Origin of the sequence: Paenibacillus sp. JNUCC-31, assembly GCF_014844075.1 — a bacterium.
In the GTDB taxonomy this organism is placed as follows: domain Bacteria; phylum Bacillota; class Bacilli; order Paenibacillales; family Paenibacillaceae; genus Paenibacillus.
Genome location: NZ_CP062165.1, coordinates 1834331 through 1855591, shown reverse-complemented (window position 1 = coordinate 1855591; position 21261 = coordinate 1834331). Strand labels below are relative to the sequence as shown.

Here is a 21261-nt window from a genome sequence, read left to right as displayed (position 1 = left end):
TTAACCAATGTTTGTAGATAAAGCGAAGATTTATGTGAAAGCCGGAGACGGAGGGGACGGAATTATTTCGTTTCGTCGTGAGAAGTATGTACCGAACGGCGGACCTGCCGGGGGTGATGGAGGCAGAGGAGCTGACATCATTTTCCGTGTGGATGAAGGTCTGCGTACGTTGATGGATTTCCGTTACCAGCGTCACTTCAAGGCCCCTCGTGGTGAGAAGGGACGTAATAAAAGTCAGCATGGCGCGAACGCTGAGAACATGATTGTACGTATTCCACCAGGGACTGTGATTTTGGATGAAGACAGTGGAGAAGTATTGGCTGATTTGACACGTCATGGTCAACAGGTTGTTGTTGCTCGTGGCGGACGAGGCGGACGGGGAAACATTCGTTTTGCCACCCCTAACAATCCAGCGCCAGAACTGGCCGAAAATGGTGAAGAGGGCGAAGAACGTTATATCGTACTTGAGCTTAAGGTCATGGCAGATGTTGGTTTGGTTGGTTTCCCGAGTGTTGGGAAATCCACGCTGTTGTCTGTTGTTTCGGCAGCCAAGCCAAAGATTGGAGCATATCATTTCACAACCATTACACCTAACCTGGGTGTTGTTGGTGTAGGTGAAGGTCGCAGCTTTGTTATGGCCGACTTGCCAGGCCTGATTGAAGGTGCCCACGAAGGGGTTGGACTTGGACATGAGTTCTTGCGTCACGTAGAACGGACACGCATTATCGTTCATGTTGTTGATATGTCGGGTTCCGAAGGACGCGATCCGTTCGAAGACTGGCAGAAAATCAACGAGGAACTGAAATTGTACAATCCTGTCCTCGCCGAAAGACCACAGGTTGTAGCAGCCAATAAAATGGACATGCCCGATTCCGAAGCCAATCTTGAGGAATTCTTACAGAAGGCTCGGGAGGTTCAACCGGATATTGAAGTGATGCCTATCTCGTCACTGACACGAAAAGGGATTCAAGAGCTCCTGTACCGTGCAGCTGATCTGCTGGATCAAATCCCGGACGAGCCTGTGGTGGAAGAAGTTGCAGACTTATCCGAACGCAAAGTGTACAGCTTGGACAAAAAAGAGGACGATGGCTTCCGTATTGTACGTGAGAATGAAATCTTCGTTGTTGAGAGTGCCAAGATTGAACGTATGATGAAACGGATGCAGTTGAATTCCCATGAAGCCATTCTAAAACTTGCGCGTACATTGCGACATATGGGTGTGGATGCGGAACTGCGTAAACGCGGAGCTGAAGAAGGAACCATTGTGCGCATTGGTGATTTTGAGTTTGAATTTGTGGAAGGTAGCAGCTACTACTAAGATAGCAGTGAACCTTGTACAATAAAAAGCATTAAAGCAATACGCAGAGTCGTGGGAGATGACCCACTTCTCTGCGTTTTTTTTTATTTACTCTTACATGCTCCAGGTTGAAACTTGTATACTGTGAGGAACAGTTTTCTAAAAATAGACATGTGAGGTATTGCCCTTTTGAGATAGATCCTATATAATGTCCACTATATGAATACATGAGTCTTTGAGGAGAGGACGTTCTGTGAATGAACGCTATTACTTAGTACGGGAAGACATTTTGCCAGAGGCAGTGGTGAAGACCATGCAGGTAAAAGAACTGCTGGCTTCCGGGGATGTCAAAACAGTGCATGAAGCGGTTGAGCAGGTTGGACTAAGCCGAAGTGCTTTTTATAAGTACAAGGATGGGATCCATTTAATTAATCAGCTTGAGAGGGAGAGAATTGTAACGATTTCCATTGACCTGGAGCATCAGTCGGGAATTTTGTCTCGTGTGCTTGGACATGTAGCTGGTTATGGAGCCAACGTGCTTACTATTAATCAAAGTATCCCGCTTCAGGGAAGAGCCAACGTTGTCATTTCAGTGGAGACATCACATCTCCATGGGGAAATCGGGGAAATGCTGGATCGGATGCAGGATATGCCCGGAGTTCGGCGCACGCGTATTGTAGGCCAAGGTTAATTGGACGTTACTCAAAACGTTTAAATATAGGTTGTATTTCTGATTTCATGTACAGGGGTGGCAGGCTGAAAAAGACTTAGGGGGTTGATTGGTTAGTGAAACCGGTGAAAGTGGGATTGTTGGGATTGGGTACAGTGGGTACTGGGGTCGTTCGTATCGTAGAGGGAAATCAGGAGGATCTAAGTAGTCAGGTTGGATCACCGATTATCATCGAGAAAATTGCAGTGAAGAATACGGAGAAGGAGCGTGTCATCGCCGTAGATCGTGCAAAGCTCACAGAAGATCCCTGGGAAGTCATTCGTCACCCGGATATCGATGTGATTGTTGAGGTTATGGGCGGTATTGATCAGACCAAGGAATACATTCTTGAAGCACTGGAGCGGGGCAAGCATATCGTAACCGCGAACAAGGATCTGATGGCTCTGCATGGTTCGGAGATTTTGGCCAAGGCACAGGAGAAGCAATGTGATGTATTCTATGAAGCCAGTGTGGCTGGGGGAATTCCGATTATACGCACCCTAATTGAAGGTTTCTCATCCGACCGGATTACCCGCATTATGGGGATTGTGAACGGAACAACGAACTTTATTTTGACCAAAATGAGCCAGGAAGGCGCCTCGTATGAAGAGGTTTTGGCAGAGGCTCAAGCACTTGGATATGCAGAGACTGATCCTACTTCGGACGTCGAAGGACTCGATGCAGCTCGGAAAATGGCGATACTGGGTACTCTTGGCTTCCGAACTAACGTGGAACTGCAGGATGTGACCGTTCGCGGTATTTCCTCCGTAACCCGTGAAGATATAACGTATGCCAAAAGACTTGGCTACGAGATGAAGCTGCTGGGTATCGCAGACCGTCGGGACGATGAGATCACCATTAGTGTTCAGCCCACGATGGTAAGACAGAATCACCCGATAGCTTCCGTCAATGGCGTGTTTAATGCGGTGTATGTACACGGTGAAGCTGTAGGAGAGACCATGTTCTACGGCGCGGGTGCAGGTGAACTTCCGACAGCAACTTCTGTAGTTGCGGACATTGTGGCTGTGATCAAAAACCTGAAGCTGGGCGTGAATGGTCTCAAAGCGATTGTGCCTTATAAACAGAAGCGCCTGCAAAGTGACGAGCACATTATGTCGAAAAACTTCATTTTGCTGCATGTGGATGATAAAGCAGGAGTTCTCGCACAAATCACTCAAATCTTCGCTGAATATGAAGTCAGCCTGGCTTCGGTTGTGCAACAGCCAAACGAGCATAACCCGGATGCAGAGATCATCATTGTTACGCATAACGCTAGCAAGGCCAGCATGGATAAAGTTTTAAAACATTTTGAATCTCTTTCCGTCATTCGTCGCATTAAGAGTGTTTACCGGGTTGAAGGATAAATCGTCCTAAATTTCGGTTTGAATTTCAAATCAAAGCTAAAATTTATGTTACACGTCTAACCATATAGTACATGCAATTATAATATTCGGATTATTAACGACAAAGGAGTTTACCCCCAATGAGATATCAAGGATTACTGCAAACTTATCGAGAACACCTTCCGGTTAATGAAAATACGCCCCTGCTTACGCTTCACGAAGGAAATACACCTCTGGTTCATGCGGAGAATCTTTCCGAGGAACTCGGATTGAATGTATATTTCAAATATGAAGGTCTGAACCCGACAGGGTCTTTCAAAGACCGCGGCATGGTTATGGCTGTTGCCAAAGCAATGGAAGAAGGCAGCCGCACGATCATGTGTGCATCGACAGGTAATACTTCAGCAGCTGCAGCTGCCTATGCGGCTCGTGCGGGACTGAATTGTATCGTATTGATCCCAAATAACAATATTGCCTTAGGTAAGCTGGCTCAAGCCATGATCTACGGAGCCAAGGTGATTGCGATTAATGGCAACTTTGACCGTGCATTGGAAATAGTGCGTGAGATTACAGCCAAACATCCAATTACGCTCGTGAACTCCGTGAACCCGTTCCGGATTGAAGGACAAAAAACGGCTGCCTTTGAAGTCATTGAACAGCTTGGTCAGGCACCTGATGTACTTGCCATTCCAGTGGGTAACGCGGGGAACATCTCGGCTTACTGGAAAGGATTCAAAGAGTATAAAGAAGCAGGGAAATCGAATTCCCTGCCGCGTATGGTCGGTTTTGAAGCGGAAGGCGCCATGGCGATTGTCAAAGGTGAACCGATATTGGAGCCAGAAACCGTGGCAACTGCCATTCGAATTGGTAATCCGGCTAGTTGGAAAACGGCTGTAGCTGCAGCTGAAGAGTCTGGCGGACAGATTAATTATGTTACTGATGAAGAGATTCTGACTGCCTACCGTACGATTGCTGCACGTGAAGGGATTTTCGCTGAACCTGCTTCGGCTGCTTCCGTTGCTGGTGTATACAAACTGAAGCGTGAAGGGTACTTTAAAGGCGGAGAGACTGTGGTTTGTGTACTGACAGGACATGGCCTGAAAGATCCTAATATTGCCATCAAAACGGTAGCAACTGAACCTCTTGTTGTTGAAGATTCGGAAGAAGCAGTTATGGCGGCAATTGCGCAACTGGAGCAGCAATCCGTATGAGTTTGCAGCAAAGGGTAACAGTTAAAGTACCGGCAAGTACAGCCAATCTCGGTCCAGGGTTTGATACCCTGGGCATGGCTTTGTCTCTCTATGTCTGGCTTGAGATGAAACCGGCTGAGCAAACGACATTCCATTTATATGGGGACCATCTGACAGGTCTGCCTACAGATAAATCCAATTTGATATATGAAGTTGCACAGATGGTGTTCAACGAAGCCGGGATTTCCGTGCCTGAGTTGGATATTTCCATGTACTCCGATATTCCTCTCACACGTGGACTGGGAAGCAGTGCATCGGCTATCGTAGGTGCATTGGTTGCTGCTAATGCATTAATTGGTACTCCGTTATCGGATGCCAAGCTTCTGGACATGGCTACGTCACTGGAGAAACATCCGGATAATGTGGGGGCTTCATTATATGGAGGTATCATTGCAGCGGCGTGGGATGGCAGTCGTGTAGATCATATTCGTATAGAGCCGCATCAGGATTTGCAGACGTTAGTTATCGTACCAGACTTCGAGTTGTCCACTTCAAAAGCAAGGAATGTGATCCCGCAGCAGTTCGACAAGTCTGATGTCATTCACAATATAAGCAGATCATCCCTACTCGTTGCAGCTTTGGCAAGTGGGCGATTGGATATGATCCAAAAGGCGATGTCTGATCGTATTCATCAGCCTTACAGAACATCATTGGTTCCAGGGATGGCTGAGATTCTGGAACATGCGGTCAGTCATGGAGCTCTAGGCGCTGCTTTGAGCGGGGCTGGCCCAACCGTTTTGACGTTGGTAGATCGTCATGACATCCGCAAGGAAGAACTGAAGCAATACTTGATAGATACCATGAGTCGTGAAGGTATTACTGCTTCGGCATTGTGGCTGGATCCGGACTTGGACGGTGTTACCGTGCTGTCTGATCAAGATGAAAGTCCTTTTTTGGACAGAATTAAAGGGGAAGTTAACGCATGAAAAGAATTGCAGTATTACCTGAAGGTTCAGTTTCTCATGAAGCAGTAGATTTTCTGTTTAATGGGGAGCCTTTAGAATTGATTCATTCCAAGCTGATTTCTGATGTCTTCCGTGCAACGGATAGTGGGAAGTCACAATACAGTGTCATTCCCATTGAGAATACAATTGAAGGTTCGGTTAGTCTGCATATGGACTGGCTCGTTAATGAAGTGGATATTCCGATGCAAGCAGAATGGGTTTATCCATCTATACAAAATGTCATTGGACATGGCTCCGAGTTTAAAACAGAGAGCGGCGAATATGATTTTGGGAAAATCACGAAGATCATGTCCCATCCCGTGGCTATCCCGCAGTGCCAGAATTTTATTCGCCTGCATTCACCTGGAGCGGACCTTGAAGGTGTTAACAGTACAGCGGAAGCTGTAGAAATTGTGAAAAGAAATCCCGGCAAAGGCTGGGTTGCCATTGGCACAAGGCTTGCTGCACAGAAGCATGGTTTGGACATCATGGCTGAACGGGTAACCGATCATGATAACAACTATACTCGTTTTGTTTTGATAGGTCATGAACCTGTACAGATCCCACGGGAGCCCGACCATGTAAAAACCAGCTTGCTTGTTACCCTGCCTGAAGATGCGCCGGGTGCGTTACATCAGGTTTTGTCGGCGTTTGCCTGGCGGAAGCTAAACCTGACACGACTGGAATCGCGTCCAACAAAGAAGCGGTTGGGGAGCTATTATTTTTATATTGATGTTGAGGAAAGTGCCGATTCTGTATTGCTTACCGCGGCCATGGCCGAGATTGAAGCTTTGAATTGTCAGGTACGTGTTCTGGGTAGTTATCCCTGTTATTCATATCCTTCGCTGAAAACGATCTAAATTAGTTGCGTGGTCTGTTGAAGGTTGTCATAAGACTGGGTAAAATGGGCAGACAATGGCTTGTCATTGGTTGCAAAACAACGGGTTAAACGTAGTTTTCGAAAACGAGGAATGAAATATTATGGAGGTGCAGTCATACGTGTCAGAACAATGGATTTATTTGGATGGTCAATATGTAACCAAAGAGAACGCTACCGTCTCCGTATATGATCATGGATTTTTGTATGGAGATGGTATTTTCGAGGGTATTCGGATTTACAACGGCAACATTTTTAGATGCAAAGCGCATTTGGATCGTTTGTATGATTCGGCTAAATCCATCAGTCTGAACATTCCGCTGTCTTATGATGAGATGCTGGAAGTGATGGCAGAAACGGTACGTCGCAATGATATGCGTAACGGTTATATTCGCCTAATCGTTTCTCGTGGTCCTGGTAATCTGGGTCTTGATCCGCTGCGTTGCCCTAAAGCATCTGTTATTATCATTGTCGAGCAACTCGCAATTTACCCGGAAGAAGCGTATCTTACTGGATTGAAAGCCGTATCTGTATCCCAACGACGCAACATCCCGGACGCATTGAATCCCAAAATTAAATCGCTAAATTACCTGAATAACATCCTTGTTAAGATCCAGTCCAACTATGCAGGTGTGGGTGAAGCAATTATGCTGAATTCACAAGGTTATGTTACAGAGGGTTCAAGTGATAACATCTTTATTATTAAAAATGGTGTCGTCTATACGCCTCCTTGTTATCTGGGTGCACTGGAAGGGATTACTCGTCAGGCGATTATCGATCTGTGTGGTGAACTGGATCTTGAATTAAAAGAAGTACCATTTACCCTGCATGATGTATACATTGCCGATGAAGTCTTCTTCACTGGAACCGCTGCGGAAGTAATTGCTGCATATGAGGTAGATGGCAGAACAATCGGAACGGGTGTCGCAGGACCTGTAACGCTCCGACTGCTTGAAGCGTTCCGTCAGATTGTCGACAAAGACGGTTACAAAGTATGGGAAGATTAAACTGAACGAACGGAATAGCGTAGCAAGAAGTCCTTCTTGTCTCCAGAAATTCAGCATACTCGGAGTATGCGGTTTTTGGGGCTGGGAGGATTTTTTTTGCTTAGTTGATGTCATTAGCCTAATTTCTGCATAGGATGTAGTAACGGTATGGGCGAATGTACTGCCCAAGTATCACGTCTAGGAGGTTAGTTCCAAGTGAAAATACACATGGTGAAAAAAGGCGACACATTATATCTGCTGTCCCAAAAATATAATGTAGCGTTGGACAAAATTATTGCAGCTAATCCGCAAATTGCAGATCCCGACAAGTTGGAAATCGGTATGAAGGTCAAAATTCCTGCGGAGCCAGTAACACCAAAGCCGGAGGGCATGTTGCACGGTCATAAAGTCCAGCAAGGAGATACGTTATGGAAATTGTCACAGGCTTGGGGAGTTCCGTTGAAGGACATGATCAATGCGAACCCTCAATTGAAAAATCCCAATGCTCTTCTTGTAGGGGAGACTGTGTACATTCCATCGATGGCTACACCGGGAAATACGGGTTCAGAGAATGGTGCATCATCTAATGTTGCTCATGAGAAGTTGTCGCCTGAAGGAAAGGAATACACGGGAGTTAAAGAAGAAACGGCTCCAGCTGTACCCGTAGAGCCAGTCCCTGCACCGGTACCTGAAGTTTCTAATTCGGTTCCCGCTCCTGTTCCCGCAAATCCGGTCGTCCCTAATGTGAAGCCTGAGGTGGAAGCTCTACCGCAATTGCCTGAAATGCCTGAGATGGAACCGGAGAAGCAAGTTCAGAAAAAAGAACAAACTAAATCCGAGGTTCAATTAAAACCGATATCTGAGTCACCGACGTATACCATGCCTAACATTTCTCCTGAGGTTATGCCTTTACCCGTAATGCCCAATAACATGCAGTTTCCTTCGGAAGTAGCGCCTGAGGCCAAAGCACCGTGTGGCTGTGGCAGTAAAATGCTTCATGCTCCAGCAGAGCATCCCTATGCGCAAGTTCCTGTGCCTGCGCAAGAGGTATACATTACTCCACAAGACATGTATACGGCTGGTGTAAATAACCATGCTGCCTTCCCTGGTATAACGGAGGTGAGCCCTTACTCTATAGGAACCCCACCTAACGCTCCATGGAATGGGAATGAGTATGAGTATAATCATAACAACCTTATGCCAAACATATCTGCAGAGATGCAGAACAACTCATATCCGATCGCGCCAGCAAGTCAAGTGAATAGTCCTTATCCTCCGTTTGCAGCCCATGGACATATGAACCACCAACCGCCTGTTATTTCTCCTTACTCTATGCTCCCATACCCACCATGCGGATGTGGCAACCATCATATGCCTGCTCATCATTATACTTATCCATCACACAACTACCAGGAACCGGCGTGGGGCACATATAACCCATACGGCGTTCAACCTGAAATGACCACTTCCATGATGCCGAATCACCCGGTGGAATATGCTTACCAGAACCCTTACCCTACTCAAAATACAGTACCGCCGTCACCGCTTGGGGCATTTGGTGAACTTTATCCATCCCAAGGTAAAGGGGAGGGCAAGAAAGGAAGACGTGACGAGGCGAATTTGAGCCAGTCCGCTTTTGAGAGTGAGGCTGACTCACATCTAGAAACGAAGCCTAAACAAGCAGCCAAAACAGGAACTGCGAAACGCAGAACAGCCAGACCTGGAGCGAAAAGCAAATCCAAAGTAACCGTATCCGGGAGAACTCCAAAAGAACGCAAGGGAACATCCACTAACCGGAGTTCTGATAAAAAGCGTAGGAACCCTTGGATCCAGCAATAACTTTGTAAAGTAAATGCTATTTAACTCCAAAAGATTAACTCTGTGAAGAGCTGGTCTTTTGGAGGTTTGTATTTAGAGCAGGGCAATTTTACGACAGTATGGAAATGGAATAGTGTCTCAAATCCACTATTGTTTTAGTAGAGGCGTCAAGGACTTAGAATCTATTAAATGTTTTTTCGAAAAAACTATTGCATTGGTTTCACCAGTATGATATATTATTTAAGTCGCCGCTGAAACGAACGGCCGACACAGAAAAGAAGTGCAGAAATAAGTTTGATCTTTGAAAACTGAACAACGAGTGAGTAACGATCTTGCTTGCAAGATCGACGCTGAGAAGTCGGTACACGTCTTCGGACGGTATGGTTTTGAAGCATAAATGAGATTTTTAATCTCGTCAGATTCAAATTGAGCTTATCGCTCTTTTCAATACTTTATTGGAGAGTTTGATCCTGGCTCAGGACGAACGCTGGCGGCATGCCTAATACATGCAAGTCGAGCGGACTTGATGAGAAGCTTGCTTCTCAGATGGTTAGCGGCGGACGGGTGAGTAACACGTAGGCAACCTGCCCTCAAGTTTGGGACAACTACCGGAAACGGTAGCTAATACCGAATAGTTGTTTTCTTCGCCTGAAGAGAACTGGAAAGACGGAGCAATCTGTCACTTGGGGATGGGCCTGCGGCGCATTAGCTAGTTGGTGGGGTAACGGCTCACCAAGGCGACGATGCGTAGCCGACCTGAGAGGGTGATCGGCCACACTGGGACTGAGACACGGCCCAGACTCCTACGGGAGGCAGCAGTAGGGAATCTTCCGCAATGGGCGAAAGCCTGACGGAGCAATGCCGCGTGAGTGATGAAGGTTTTCGGATCGTAAAGCTCTGTTGCCAGGGAAGAACGCTTGGGAGAGTAACTGCTCTCAAGGTGACGGTACCTGAGAAGAAAGCCCCGGCTAACTACGTGCCAGCAGCCGCGGTAATACGTAGGGGGCAAGCGTTGTCCGGAATTATTGGGCGTAAAGCGCGCGCAGGCGGTCATTTAAGTCTGGTGTTTAATCCCGGGGCTCAACCCCGGATCGCACTGGAAACTGGGTGACTTGAGTGCAGAAGAGGAGAGTGGAATTCCACGTGTAGCGGTGAAATGCGTAGATATGTGGAGGAACACCAGTGGCGAAGGCGACTCTCTGGGCTGTAACTGACGCTGAGGCGCGAAAGCGTGGGGAGCAAACAGGATTAGATACCCTGGTAGTCCACGCCGTAAACGATGAGTGCTAGGTGTTAGGGGTTTCGATACCCTTGGTGCCGAAGTTAACACATTAAGCACTCCGCCTGGGGAGTACGGTCGCAAGACTGAAACTCAAAGGAATTGACGGGGACCCGCACAAGCAGTGGAGTATGTGGTTTAATTCGAAGCAACGCGAAGAACCTTACCAGGTCTTGACATCCCTCTGACCGGTACAGAGATGTACCTTTCCTTCGGGACAGAGGAGACAGGTGGTGCATGGTTGTCGTCAGCTCGTGTCGTGAGATGTTGGGTTAAGTCCCGCAACGAGCGCAACCCTTGATCTTAGTTGCCAGCATTTCGGATGGGCACTCTAAGGTGACTGCCGGTGACAAACCGGAGGAAGGTGGGGATGACGTCAAATCATCATGCCCCTTATGACCTGGGCTACACACGTACTACAATGGCCGGTACAACGGGCTGTGAAGCCGCGAGGTGGAACGAATCCTAAAAAGCCGGTCTCAGTTCGGATTGCAGGCTGCAACTCGCCTGCATGAAGTCGGAATTGCTAGTAATCGCGGATCAGCATGCCGCGGTGAATACGTTCCCGGGTCTTGTACACACCGCCCGTCACACCACGAGAGTTTATAACACCCGAAGTCGGTGGGGTAACCGCAAGGAGCCAGCCGCCGAAGGTGGGATAGATGATTGGGGTGAAGTCGTAACAAGGTAGCCGTATCGGAAGGTGCGGCTGGATCACCTCCTTTCTATGGAGAATCGTTTCCTGTAACGGAAACATTCAAATACAAGTCTTCAGGAAGCATGCTTCCGAAGCGAGCTTTACTTCGTAAAGCTTTTCACTCACTCGTTGCTCAGTTTTGAGAGCTCAAACTCTCAAACAGCTTGCTTTTGCATGGAGCTTGTTCTTTGAAAACTAGATATCGAAACGAAAAATGCGAATTAGAACATTCCTTTTTAGCTGAACTTGTGTAAACAAGTTTCAATAAAAACGGTAGATTGCATGAGCGAGTGATCGAAATGGAGCGACTTTTGGCTTTGGACGCAGTCCAAAACAAGTGGAGCGACAGCTCGAACACGAGCGATATGGTTAAGCTACTAAGAGCACACGGAGGATGCCTAGGCGCTAGGAGCCGATGAAGGACGTGGCGAACAACGAAACTGCCTCGGGGAGCTGTAAGCAAGCTTTGATCCGGGGGTGTCCGAATGGGGAAACCCAGCTGGGGTAATTTCCAGTTACTCACAACTGAATACATAGGTTGTGTAGAGGCATACCAGGGGAACTGAAACATCTAAGTACCCTGAGGAAGAGAAAACAATAGTGATTCCGTCAGTAGCGGCGAGCGAACGCGGAGAAGCCCAAACCAGAGAGCTTGCTCTCTGGGGTTGTGGGACGTCTCACATGGAGTTACAAAGGAGCCGGTTAAACGAAGAGGTCTGGAAAGGCCCGCCAAAGAAGGTAAAAGCCCTGTAGTTGAAAGTTGGTTCCCTCCGAGACGGATCCCGAGTAGTGCGGGGCACGTGAAACCCCGTATGAATCCGGCAGGACCATCTGCCAAGGCTAAATACTTCCTAGCGACCGATAGTGAAGCAGTACCGTGAGGGAAAGGTGAAAAGCACCCCGGAAGGGGAGTGAAATAGAACCTGAAACCGTGTGCTTACAAAAAGTCAGAGCCCGTTTTAGGGGTGATGGCGTGCCTTTTGTAGAATGAACCGGCGAGTTACGTTCCCGTGCAAGGTTAAGGTGAAGAGCCGGAGCCGCAGCGAAAGCGAGTCTGAATAGGGCGACATAGTACGTGGACGTAGACCCGAAACCGGGTGATCTACCCCTGTCCAGGGTGAAGGTGCGGTAACACGCACTGGAGGCCCGAACCCACGCACGTTGAAAAGTGCGGGGATGAGGTGGGGGTAGCGGAGAAATTCCAATCGAACTCGGAGATAGCTGGTTCTCCCCGAAATAGCTTTAGGGCTAGCCTCGGAAAACAGAGTCGTGGAGGTAGAGCACTGATTGGGTGCGGGGCCCGCAAGGGTTACCAAGCTCAGTCAAACTCCGAATGCCATAGACTTACTTCCGGGAGTCAGACAGTGAGTGCTAAGATCCATTGTCAAAAGGGAAACAGCCCAGACCATCAGCTAAGGTCCCCAAGTGTGTGTTAAGTGGGAAAGGATGTGGAGTTGCACAGACAACCAGGATGTTGGCTTAGAAGCAGCCACCATTGAAAGAGTGCGTAATAGCTCACTGGTCGAGTGACTCTGCGCCGAAAATGTAACGGGGCTAAACACACCACCGAAGCTATGGCTTGGATCGACTTCACTGCTTCTTTGAGGCGGTGTTTACCACAAGGACATTTTTGTCTGACAAGAGATGATATCTTGGATGACCAAATGCTTCTCAGGGGATAAACACAGGACTTCGAAGCTGGAGTGAAGTCGATCCAGGGGTAGGGGAGCGTTGTATAAGGGTTGAAGGTGTACCGTAAGGAGCGCTGGACATTATACAAGTGAGAATGCCGGTATGAGTAACGAAAAGATCAGTGAGAATCTGATCCGCCGAAAGCCTAAGGGTTCCTGAGGAAGGCTCGTCCGCTCAGGGTAAGTCGGGACCTAAGGCGAGGCCGAAAGGCGTAGTCGAAGGACAACAGGTCGAAATTCCTGTACCACCGTAAGCCGTTATGAGCAATGGGGGGACGCAGCAGGGTAGTGACGCGGACTGATGGATGTCCGTCTAAGCAGTGAGGCTGATGTGTAGGCAAATCCGCACATCGTAAGGCTGGGCTGTGATGGGGAGCGAAAATTATAGTAGCGAAGGTCATGATCTCACACTGCCAAGAAAAGCCTCTAGCCAGGTGATGGTGCCCGTACCGCAAACCGACACAGGTAGGCGAGAAGAGAATTCTAAGGCGCGGCGGAAGAACTCTCGTTAAGGAACTCGGCAAAATGACCCCGTAACTTCGGGAGAAGGGGTGCCCCGGTAGTGTGAATAGCACGAGGGGGCCGCAGTGAAAAGGCCCAAGCGACTGTTTAGCAAAAACACAGGTCTGTGCGAAGCCGTAAGGCGAAGTATACGGGCTGACGCCTGCCCGGTGCTGGAAGGTTAAGGGGAGCGGTTAGGAGCAATCCGAAGCTGTGAACCGAAGCCCCAGTAAACGGCGGCCGTAACTATAACGGTCCTAAGGTAGCGAAATTCCTTGTCAGGTAAATTCTGACCCGCACGAATGGCGTAACGACTTGGGCGCTGTCTCAACGAGAGATCCGGTGAAATTTTAATACCTGTGAAGATGCAGGTTACCCGCGACAAGACGGAAAGACCCCATGGAGCTTTACTGCAGCTTGATATTGAATTTGGGTACGATCTGTACAGGATAGGTGGGAGCCTTTGAAACGTGAGCGCCAGCTTGCGTGGAGGCACCGTTGGGATACCACCCTGATCGTATCTAGGTTCTAACCTGGTACCGTAATCCGGTGCGGGGACAGTGTCAGGTGGGCAGTTTGACTGGGGCGGTCGCCTCCTAAAGAGTAACGGAGGCGCCCAAAGGTTCCCTCAGAATGGTTGGAAATCATTCGAAGAGTGCAAAGGCATAAGGGAGCTTGACTGCGAGACCTACAAGTCGAGCAGGGACGAAAGTCGGGCTTAGTGATCCGGTGGTACCGCATGGAAGGGCCATCGCTCAACGGATAAAAGCTACCCTGGGGATAACAGGCTTATCTCCCCCAAGAGTCCACATCGACGGGGAGGTTTGGCACCTCGATGTCGGCTCATCGCATCCTGGGGCTGAAGTAGGTCCCAAGGGTTGGGCTGTTCGCCCATTAAAGCGGTACGCGAGCTGGGTTCAGAACGTCGTGAGACAGTTCGGTCCCTATCTGTCGTGGGCGTAGGAAATTTGAGAGGAGCTGTCCTTAGTACGAGAGGACCGGGATGGACGTACCGCTGGTGTACCAGTTGTTCCGCCAGGAGCACCGCTGGGTAGCTATGTACGGAAGGGATAAGCGCTGAAAGCATCTAAGCGTGAAGCCCCCCTCAAGATGAGATTTCCCAGTATGTAAGACCCCTTGAAGACGACGAGGTAGATAGGCTGGGGGTGGAAGTGCAGCAATGCATGGAGCTGACCAGTACTAATCGGTCGAGGGCTTATCCAAATATGCAGGTTGTAATCGCAGGTTTCGTTTCGGATCTAGTTTTCAGAGAATAAACTCTGAATGTAAGGCTAAGCTAAGCGTTTGGTGGCGATGGCGGAGGGGTTCCACACGTACCCATCCCGAACACGACCGTTAAGCCCTCTAGCGCCGATGGTACTTGGACCGCAGGGTCCTGGGAGAGTAGGACGCCGCCAAGCGAACTCTTTCATCATACATAGAAAACAAATGTAGTATGTTGACGTTGTACGATGGATTGCTTTTGCACTGCAAATGCATATTATTCCCTGATAGCTCAGTTGGTAGAGCACTCGACTGTTAATCGAGTTGTCACAGGTTCGAGCCCTGTTCGGGGAGCCATTAAGGCCCGTTGGTCAAGGGGTTAAGACACCTCCCTTTCACGGAGGTAACAGGGGTTCGAATCCCCTACGGGTCATAAATATGGAGGCTTAGCTCAGCTGGGAGAGCATCTGCCTTACAAGCAGAGGGTCGGGGGTTCGATCCCCTCAGCCTCCACCATATAGTTTTCTGAATAACGACGCGGGGTGGAGCAGCCCGGTAGCTCGTCGGGCTCATAACCCGAAGGCCGCAGGTTCAAATCCTGCCCCCGCAATTATACTTTCTTCATTGAAAGTGATCTGGAACCGTGGTGTAGTTGGCCTAACATGCCTGCCTGTCACGCAGGAGATCGCGGGTTCGAATCCCGTCGGTTCCGCCATTTTTTTCTTACTACCGTTTGCGGACGTGGCTCAGCGGTAGAGCATCGCCTTGCCAAGGCGAGGGTCGCGGGTTCGATTCCCGTCGTCCGCTCCAATATTTTGCGCCCTTAGCTCAGCTGGATAGAGCGTTTGACTACGAATCAAAAGGCCGGGAGTTCGAATCTCTCAGGGCGCGCCATTATAACTTTACTTGCCGGCGTGGCGGAATGGCAGACGCGCTCGACTCAAAATCGAGTGGGAAACCGTGGAGGTTCGAGTCCTCTCGCCGGTATAAAATAACGGGATGTAGCTCAGCTTGGTAGAGCACCTGGTTTGGGACCAGGGGGTCGCATGTTCAAATCGTGTCATCCCGATCTCACAAAAACGGATTATCTATAATAGATAATCCGTTTTTGTGTTTATTTTCAGTTCTATTTTACAATTCATGGGAACTATGAAGAGTAATAACACAAGTAGTACAGCCTCTATCGCGATTGTAGTCAAAACGTAAGGGAATGCTGTCTCATAAAGGTATATCTGCATAAAGCCCAGAGCTTTCGGTCACAATAGGTTTAAAAAGTGATAGAAGGGGTTCATGTGAACACGTTTAACTTCAAAAAACATATCAAGAGACGCTGGCGCCGGTGGAAACGAACCTTGTGGATGACAGCAGCTTTGATTGCCGTAGCCATACTGGCCTACAGTGGGTTGCCGATTTCTTCTGCAATCGAGCGTTTACTAACAACCAATTTCAGCGAGGCTGTATCCGCAATGGGACCTCCAACAATGGAACCAAGGTCTGAAGAAGAAATTCAGACCTTGGTTGAACAACTTGGACCTGATCCAGACCATTTAACAAGCGTTGTTTTGGAGACACAATACATCTGCGGAGTGGAGACGGAACAATTGGGCAAGTTGGCTGTCCCCCAGTTGAAAATATTACTCATTCAACATCCCGAATGGGAAGCGGAGGTTAAATCATCAGAAGTAATGCACATTAAGCAACATGTTGATGATCTTTCTCCGTTATGTAAAGAGCAGGCATATATCAGTATAGATGCAGTGGGTAATCTCAATCTTTACGAAGGCCGACCTGCAGAAGAGAAAGTTATTCGTACTTTTTTTCAGATGGACGTAGGCTCGTTGGAGACTTCACTGCCTGAGGGGGTGTTGGAGCAGTTGCAGCAGGGTATCCGTATTCAGGATAAGGATGAATATGACAGCGTGATATCCACGTTTAGTGATTATGCAGTGGATGAGGCCGGTAAAGAAGTACGCAATGGCGGATAAATAAGAAAAGGCTGACGACCTGCACTTATTCATTCTATTCTTCTGCATCATGAGATGGGAAGAAGCTGGGTGCAGCATAGTAACACGTTGTGTACCCCACGAAGAAGACATACGAAGATGAAATCAAGAAGGACATCGAACGATGTCCTTTTTGTCGTTGTTGACCCAAATGTCTGAGAATTGAAGATAGCGATTGGAGTTTAATCACAAATAAAGGCGAGTAAATGATCCGGACAAAGTTTTTCCTGCCGCAGGGTCTATCTTTTGTTATAATGAAATGAACGATACATATGTTCGCTTTTGTAAGGGAGAGATGGTTTTGCGTTTTTTGGGAATTGACCCGGGGATTGCGATTGTTGGTTTTGGTTTTGTGGATAAAATCGGCAGTAAGGTGACCCCTGTACAATATGGCTGTATTCAGACGGAAGCACATACCCCTGAAGAGGAAAGACTGCTTCATGTATATGAGGGCATGGTACAGCTGATCGATAAATACAAACCGGACGCGGTAGCGCTGGAAAAACTTTTTTTCAACCGTAACGTAACAACAGCTATGTCTGTCAGCCAGGCAAGAGGGGTCATGGTACTGGCTGCTGCTCAGAAGGGACTGCCTATTGCAGAGTATACGCCGATGCAGATTAAGCAGGCGATCGTTGGATACGGCAAAGCTGAGAAGCGGCAAGTTCAGGAAATGGTCAAAATGTTTTTGCGTTTGCAGGCTATTCCGAAGCCAGATGACGTAGCGGATGCTTTGGCTGTAGCCGTGTGCCATGCACACTCGTATACATTAAATTCCAAGTTGAATGAGGTATTGCGAAAATGATTGATTTTTTAAGAGGACAGTTTGCACATCTGGAGAATGAATATATTGTACTTGATGTTCATGGTGTAGGTTATCGTGTGTTTTGTCCGAATCCATATGCATTTGCGAAGCAAGAAGGCGAAATTATGGTTTACACTCATCATCATGTACGTGAAGATGCGATGTTGCTGTTTGGTTTTGCCACACGAGAAGAACAGAAGTTATTTCGCAAGCTGATCGAGGTATCAGGTATTGGACCCAAAGTTGCTCTGGGTATACTTGCTGGCGGTACGCCGGACCATGTCGTGACTGCTATTTATCAAGAGAATCTGACGTTCTTAACCAAGCTGCCGGGAATTGGCAAGAAAACAGCACAGCGTATGATCCTGGATCTCAAGGACAAACTGGATGGATTCGGGGCTGCAACATATGCAACAGGTTTGTTCGCCCCTCCTTCAGAAGAAGCAGGAAGCGGCTCTGCCTGGGACGAAGCACGTGAAGGCCTCAAGGCGCTGGGATATACGGACAGTGAATTGGATAAAGTATGGCTCAAATTGAAGAAGGATGTTACCTCGGCCGATTCTGTTGATGTGTTGATGAAACGGGCACTGCAAATGCTGTTTACGGGATAATACATTTTGCATATTGAATTAAGCAGTAACCCGCACAAAAAAGGTAGGGATGAATATGGATGACCGGATTATTTCCGCGAACCTGATGATGGAGGACCAGGCGGTTGAGCTGAGCCTTCGTCCCCGGTATCTGAATGAATATATTGGGCAGAACCAGGTCAAGGAAAATTTGAAAATATACATTGAGGCCGCCAAAATGCGTAATGAGGCACTCGATCATGTGTTGTTATATGGTCCACCCGGACTGGGAAAAACAACACTTGCCAATATTATAGCCAACGAATTGGGCGTTAACCTGCGGACGACATCGGGACCTGCAATTGAACGCCCAGGTGACCTGGCAGCGTTGCTCACAAACCTGCAAGAAGGGGACGTCCTGTTTATTGACGAGATCCATCGTCTTCATCGTACGGTAGAAGAAGTGATGTACCCGGCCATGGAGGACTTTGCGTTGGATATCATGATTGGTAAAGGTCCAAGTGCCCGCTCCGTACGTCTAGATCTGCCATCGTTTACATTGATTGGCGCTACAACGCGTGCAGGCTTGCTGTCTGCGCCTCTTAGAGACCGGTTTGGCGTAATTAGTCGTCTGGAATTTTACACGGTGGATGAGCTGGCCTACATCGTCTCACGAGCCTCAGAGATTTTAGGGGTGGAGATTGTAGGTAATGCAGCCGAAGAGATTGCATTGCGCTCCCGTGGGACGCCGAGGATCGCTAATCGACTTCTGAAAAGAGTGCGTGACTTTGCTCAGGTACGGGGTGATGGCATCATCACACAGGCACTGGCGGAAGAAGCGCTGCAACGACTTCAGATCGATCCGCGGGGTCTCGACGAGATTGATCACAAGATGCTCAAATCAATGATCAACAGTTTCCGGGGAGGCCCAGTGGGGTTGGATACGATAGCCGCTACAATTGGTGAGGAGAGTCAGACCATTGAGGATGTCTACGAGCCTTATTTGCTGCAGATTGGGATGCTTCAACGTACACCAAGAGGCAGGATCGTAACGGATATGGCTTATCATCATTTAGGTCTGCCCGTTCCACCGAGAGATGGGAAGTAATTTAAGATTTTATATCCATCGGATTCATCTTATATAAAAATTGGGACCAACATGGAGAGGAGCCTGATCGTGGGAAACGTAATGCAAACTAAAAAGTGGAGTCGGCGTTTAAAGGTATTGGCCGCAGCTTTGTTGACAGTAGGATGCCTACAAGTGCCGGTTTATGCCGCTGAAAGTGACGGGCAGATGATCCGGGTAGCCATGTTTGCGAACCTGGGAAGTACGTATAAATCGACTACACCACTGATTACGCTTGAATCGAGTGGAACTTGGAATATCGGTTCGGAAAGCGGAGCAAGTATAACTCTTCCAGCAGGACAAATTCGTTTCACTGCGGATGGATTCCGCGTAAAAGTGTTGGAAACAGGTGATTTCAAAACGGCGGCAGCAGCTGCAAAATTGTTGCAGGCAACCAGTGACAAGCCATTGTTATTCACAACGTCTCTGAGTGGGAAAACTACTTATCAGCTGTACACAGGGAATTATGCTACAGAAGAGTTAGCTAGACAAGCTGTAGCACGTGTGCAGAAAGTAGCAGCAACTCAACTCGGCGGTCAACAGCCCGCAGTGACGGGCAGCAAACGTCTCTCTACGGGAACATACAGTTCGCTTCAAGAGGCTGAGGCTACGCAGTCTTCCATAGCTGGAGCAGGTTTTACCTCCTATACGGTACTGCAACTGAGTGGTGGTACTCCGGGGTACACGGTATGGATCGGAGAAGCTGCAAGTGATGCAGATTTATCCGCACTGAAAAATAATGTAGAAGCCAGTGTTCCAGGAGTAAGGCTGTCTCCTGTAAATAGTAATAGTGCCGCACTTATAATTCGTCAGGATGCGGGTTTAAGTACCGACACATTAAAGACGGCTCCGCATTACACCATTGCAGGCAATGAAGCCAAGGCATTGGTGCAGGGAGATGGTAGTGGAATCAAGGTGTTGGAACGCTCCCAGCGAACGTATCGCGGAGACATGGAAATTAGCATCGTGGGTGGAGACCTTGCGTTAGTGAATGTAGTTTCACTGGAGCAATACCTGTATTCGGTCGTCGGTGCAGAGGTGTATTCCTCCTGGCCAGCAGAAGCTCTGAAAGTACAGGCTGTTGCTGCACGCTCATATGCACTTCAACAAGGGGAGCGTTTTAAGATTGCTAATGTCGTGGATACCACGCTGAGTCAGGCCTATAACGGCATAGGTTCAGAGAATGACAAAGTCACCAGCGCGGTTGATGCGACTGCTGGAGAAGTCATCAAGAGCGGAGGTAAAATCGTTGAAGCCGTGTTCTCTTCTAATGCAGGAGGACAGACGGCTCATCCGTCCGAGGTATGGAATGGAGGAGCGGGTGTGTTCAGTAATGTGGACAGCCGTGGGGACACATCGGCTCAAGCAGGCTTACATACATGGTATCATGTACTGCTCAGCTCTGGAGTCAGCGGGTACATCCGTGAAGATAATGTAAAGGAACTGACAACCAAAACAGATGCCGGGCTAGCCAAAGTTACGGTTACTGCCCAAAATACGAATGTCCGTCCCGTTCCGTTAATTCAATCCAACGTTGAACCGGTAGCGAAGTTGAATCCAGGCAACGAAGCTGTAGTTCTGGCCAAAGTGCCGCAATCCAATGACTATGCTTGGGTAAGAGGACCATTCACATCAGCCCAGTTGGTTAAATCCCTGCAGGGTAAAACGACTACAGCTGTACCCTCTTCCATCTCAACGCTGGAAGTGACCAAACGAGGGCCTTCCGGAAGAACTCTTGAAGTCACTGCCAACGGGCAGCCCATGACAGTAAAATATGGAGATACGTACCGTTCCGCTTTAGGCGGATTACCGAGCACCTTATTTGATATTGCAGGGACCGGAAGTTATACTGTATTAGGCGCTGACGGCAAAACGGCAAGCAAAACAGGCTCACAGGGTGCTGCTGTGCTATCTGCCTCAGGCACAGGAACATCATCCAGTAATGCTCTTGTGGTGATGAGTGCTGAGGGTCAAGCGAGAGCTGTAACCCAGGGCCAAACCTTCATGTTCATCGGCCAGGGCAACGGTCACGGATTGGGCTTGTCCCAATGGGGAGCCAAAGGCATGGCAGACGAAGGGTATGATTACCAGGCAATATTGAAACACTATTATCAAAATGCGACTATTGTTAAGGAATGAAAC

At 48.4% G+C, this 21261-nt stretch carries 13 protein-coding genes, 9 tRNA genes and 3 rRNA genes; all 25 read left to right on the top strand.

Features of this window, described 5'->3' with window-relative positions; genetic code table 11:
- Positions 1-7 precede the first annotated feature (7 nt).
- The 25 genes from obgE to JNUCC31_RS07790 all read left to right on the top strand — a co-directional run bounded on the left by obgE (position 8) and on the right by JNUCC31_RS07790 (position 21258).
- Positions 8-1318 carry a GTPase ObgE gene (obgE, locus tag JNUCC31_RS07910; protein WP_192270261.1) on the top strand — a complete coding sequence of 437 codons (1311 nt, stop codon included), beginning with the start codon at positions 8-10 and terminating at the stop codon, positions 1316-1318.
- A gap of 232 nt (positions 1319-1550) precedes the next feature.
- Positions 1551-1988, top strand: coding sequence for an ACT domain-containing protein (locus JNUCC31_RS07905; protein WP_024633956.1), 438 nt, complete (start codon positions 1551-1553; stop codon positions 1986-1988).
- Between the two features lie 95 nt (positions 1989-2083).
- Positions 2084-3370 (top strand): homoserine dehydrogenase, encoded by a 1287-nt coding sequence (locus JNUCC31_RS07900; protein WP_192270259.1) that lies wholly within the window; start codon positions 2084-2086, stop codon positions 3368-3370.
- 119 nt (positions 3371-3489) lie between these two features.
- Positions 3490-4560, top strand: a complete 1071-nt coding sequence (thrC, locus tag JNUCC31_RS07895) for a threonine synthase (RefSeq protein WP_192270257.1) — start codon at positions 3490-3492, stop codon at positions 4558-4560.
- Positions 4557-5525, top strand: a complete 969-nt coding sequence (gene thrB, locus JNUCC31_RS07890; RefSeq protein WP_192270255.1) for a homoserine kinase — start codon at positions 4557-4559, stop codon at positions 5523-5525. The genes thrC and thrB overlap by 4 nt, the downstream gene beginning before the upstream one ends.
- Positions 5522-6403, top strand: coding sequence for a prephenate dehydratase (gene pheA, locus JNUCC31_RS07885; protein WP_192270253.1), 882 nt, complete (start codon positions 5522-5524; stop codon positions 6401-6403). The genes thrB and pheA overlap by 4 nt, the downstream gene beginning before the upstream one ends.
- 139 nt (positions 6404-6542) lie before the next feature.
- A complete protein-coding gene (ilvE, locus tag JNUCC31_RS07880) occupies positions 6543-7427 on the top strand; it encodes a branched-chain-amino-acid transaminase (protein ID WP_192270251.1) in 885 nt (294 codons plus the stop codon).
- Positions 7428-7622: 195 nt separating this feature from the next.
- On the top strand, positions 7623-9245 hold the full coding sequence (locus JNUCC31_RS07875; protein ID WP_192270249.1) for a LysM peptidoglycan-binding domain-containing protein: 1623 nt from the start codon (positions 7623-7625) through the stop codon (positions 9243-9245).
- A 431-nt stretch (positions 9246-9676) separates the two neighbouring features.
- A 16S ribosomal RNA gene (locus JNUCC31_RS07870) occupies positions 9677-11228 on the top strand.
- A gap of 339 nt (positions 11229-11567) precedes the next feature.
- Positions 11568-14616: ribosomal RNA gene (locus tag JNUCC31_RS07865) — 23S ribosomal RNA — on the top strand.
- A gap of 80 nt (positions 14617-14696) precedes the next feature.
- Positions 14697-14813: ribosomal RNA gene (gene rrf / locus JNUCC31_RS07860) — 5S ribosomal RNA — on the top strand.
- Together the 16S, 23S and 5S rRNA genes with 9 tRNA genes alongside form the textbook arrangement of a ribosomal RNA operon.
- A gap of 84 nt (positions 14814-14897) precedes the next feature.
- Positions 14898-14973, top strand: a tRNA-Asn gene (locus JNUCC31_RS07855).
- 4 nt (positions 14974-14977) lie between these two features.
- Positions 14978-15049 (top strand) — tRNA-Glu (locus tag JNUCC31_RS07850).
- A gap of 7 nt (positions 15050-15056) precedes the next feature.
- Positions 15057-15132, top strand: a tRNA-Val gene (locus tag JNUCC31_RS07845).
- Positions 15133-15152: 20 nt separating this feature from the next.
- Positions 15153-15226 (top strand) — tRNA-Met (locus JNUCC31_RS07840).
- A gap of 27 nt (positions 15227-15253) precedes the next feature.
- Positions 15254-15331: transfer RNA gene (locus JNUCC31_RS07835), tRNA-Asp, on the top strand.
- A 20-nt stretch (positions 15332-15351) separates the two neighbouring features.
- Positions 15352-15426 (top strand) — tRNA-Gly (locus tag JNUCC31_RS07830).
- A 7-nt stretch (positions 15427-15433) separates the two neighbouring features.
- Positions 15434-15510: transfer RNA gene (locus JNUCC31_RS07825), tRNA-Arg, on the top strand.
- Between the two features lie 14 nt (positions 15511-15524).
- Positions 15525-15603: transfer RNA gene (locus tag JNUCC31_RS07820), tRNA-Leu, on the top strand.
- 8 nt (positions 15604-15611) lie between these two features.
- Positions 15612-15685, top strand: a tRNA-Pro gene (locus tag JNUCC31_RS07815).
- Positions 15686-15908: 223 nt separating this feature from the next.
- Positions 15909-16601, top strand: coding sequence for a BofC C-terminal domain-containing protein (locus JNUCC31_RS07810; RefSeq protein WP_192270247.1), 693 nt, complete (start codon positions 15909-15911; stop codon positions 16599-16601).
- A 319-nt stretch (positions 16602-16920) separates the two neighbouring features.
- Positions 16921-17424 (top strand): crossover junction endodeoxyribonuclease RuvC, encoded by a 504-nt coding sequence (gene ruvC, locus JNUCC31_RS07805; protein ID WP_024633031.1) that lies wholly within the window; start codon positions 16921-16923, stop codon positions 17422-17424.
- Positions 17421-18035, top strand: a complete 615-nt coding sequence (ruvA, locus tag JNUCC31_RS07800; protein ID WP_192270245.1) for a Holliday junction branch migration protein RuvA — start codon at positions 17421-17423, stop codon at positions 18033-18035. Before ruvC ends, ruvA begins: the two co-directional genes overlap by 4 nt.
- Positions 18036-18090: 55 nt before the next feature.
- Positions 18091-19101 (top strand): Holliday junction branch migration DNA helicase RuvB, encoded by a 1011-nt coding sequence (gene ruvB / locus JNUCC31_RS07795; RefSeq protein WP_192270244.1) that lies wholly within the window; start codon positions 18091-18093, stop codon positions 19099-19101.
- 81 nt (positions 19102-19182) lie between these two features.
- Positions 19183-21258, top strand: a complete 2076-nt coding sequence (locus tag JNUCC31_RS07790) for a SpoIID/LytB domain-containing protein (RefSeq protein WP_228469572.1) — start codon at positions 19183-19185, stop codon at positions 21256-21258.
- Positions 21259-21261: the final 3 nt, after the last annotated feature.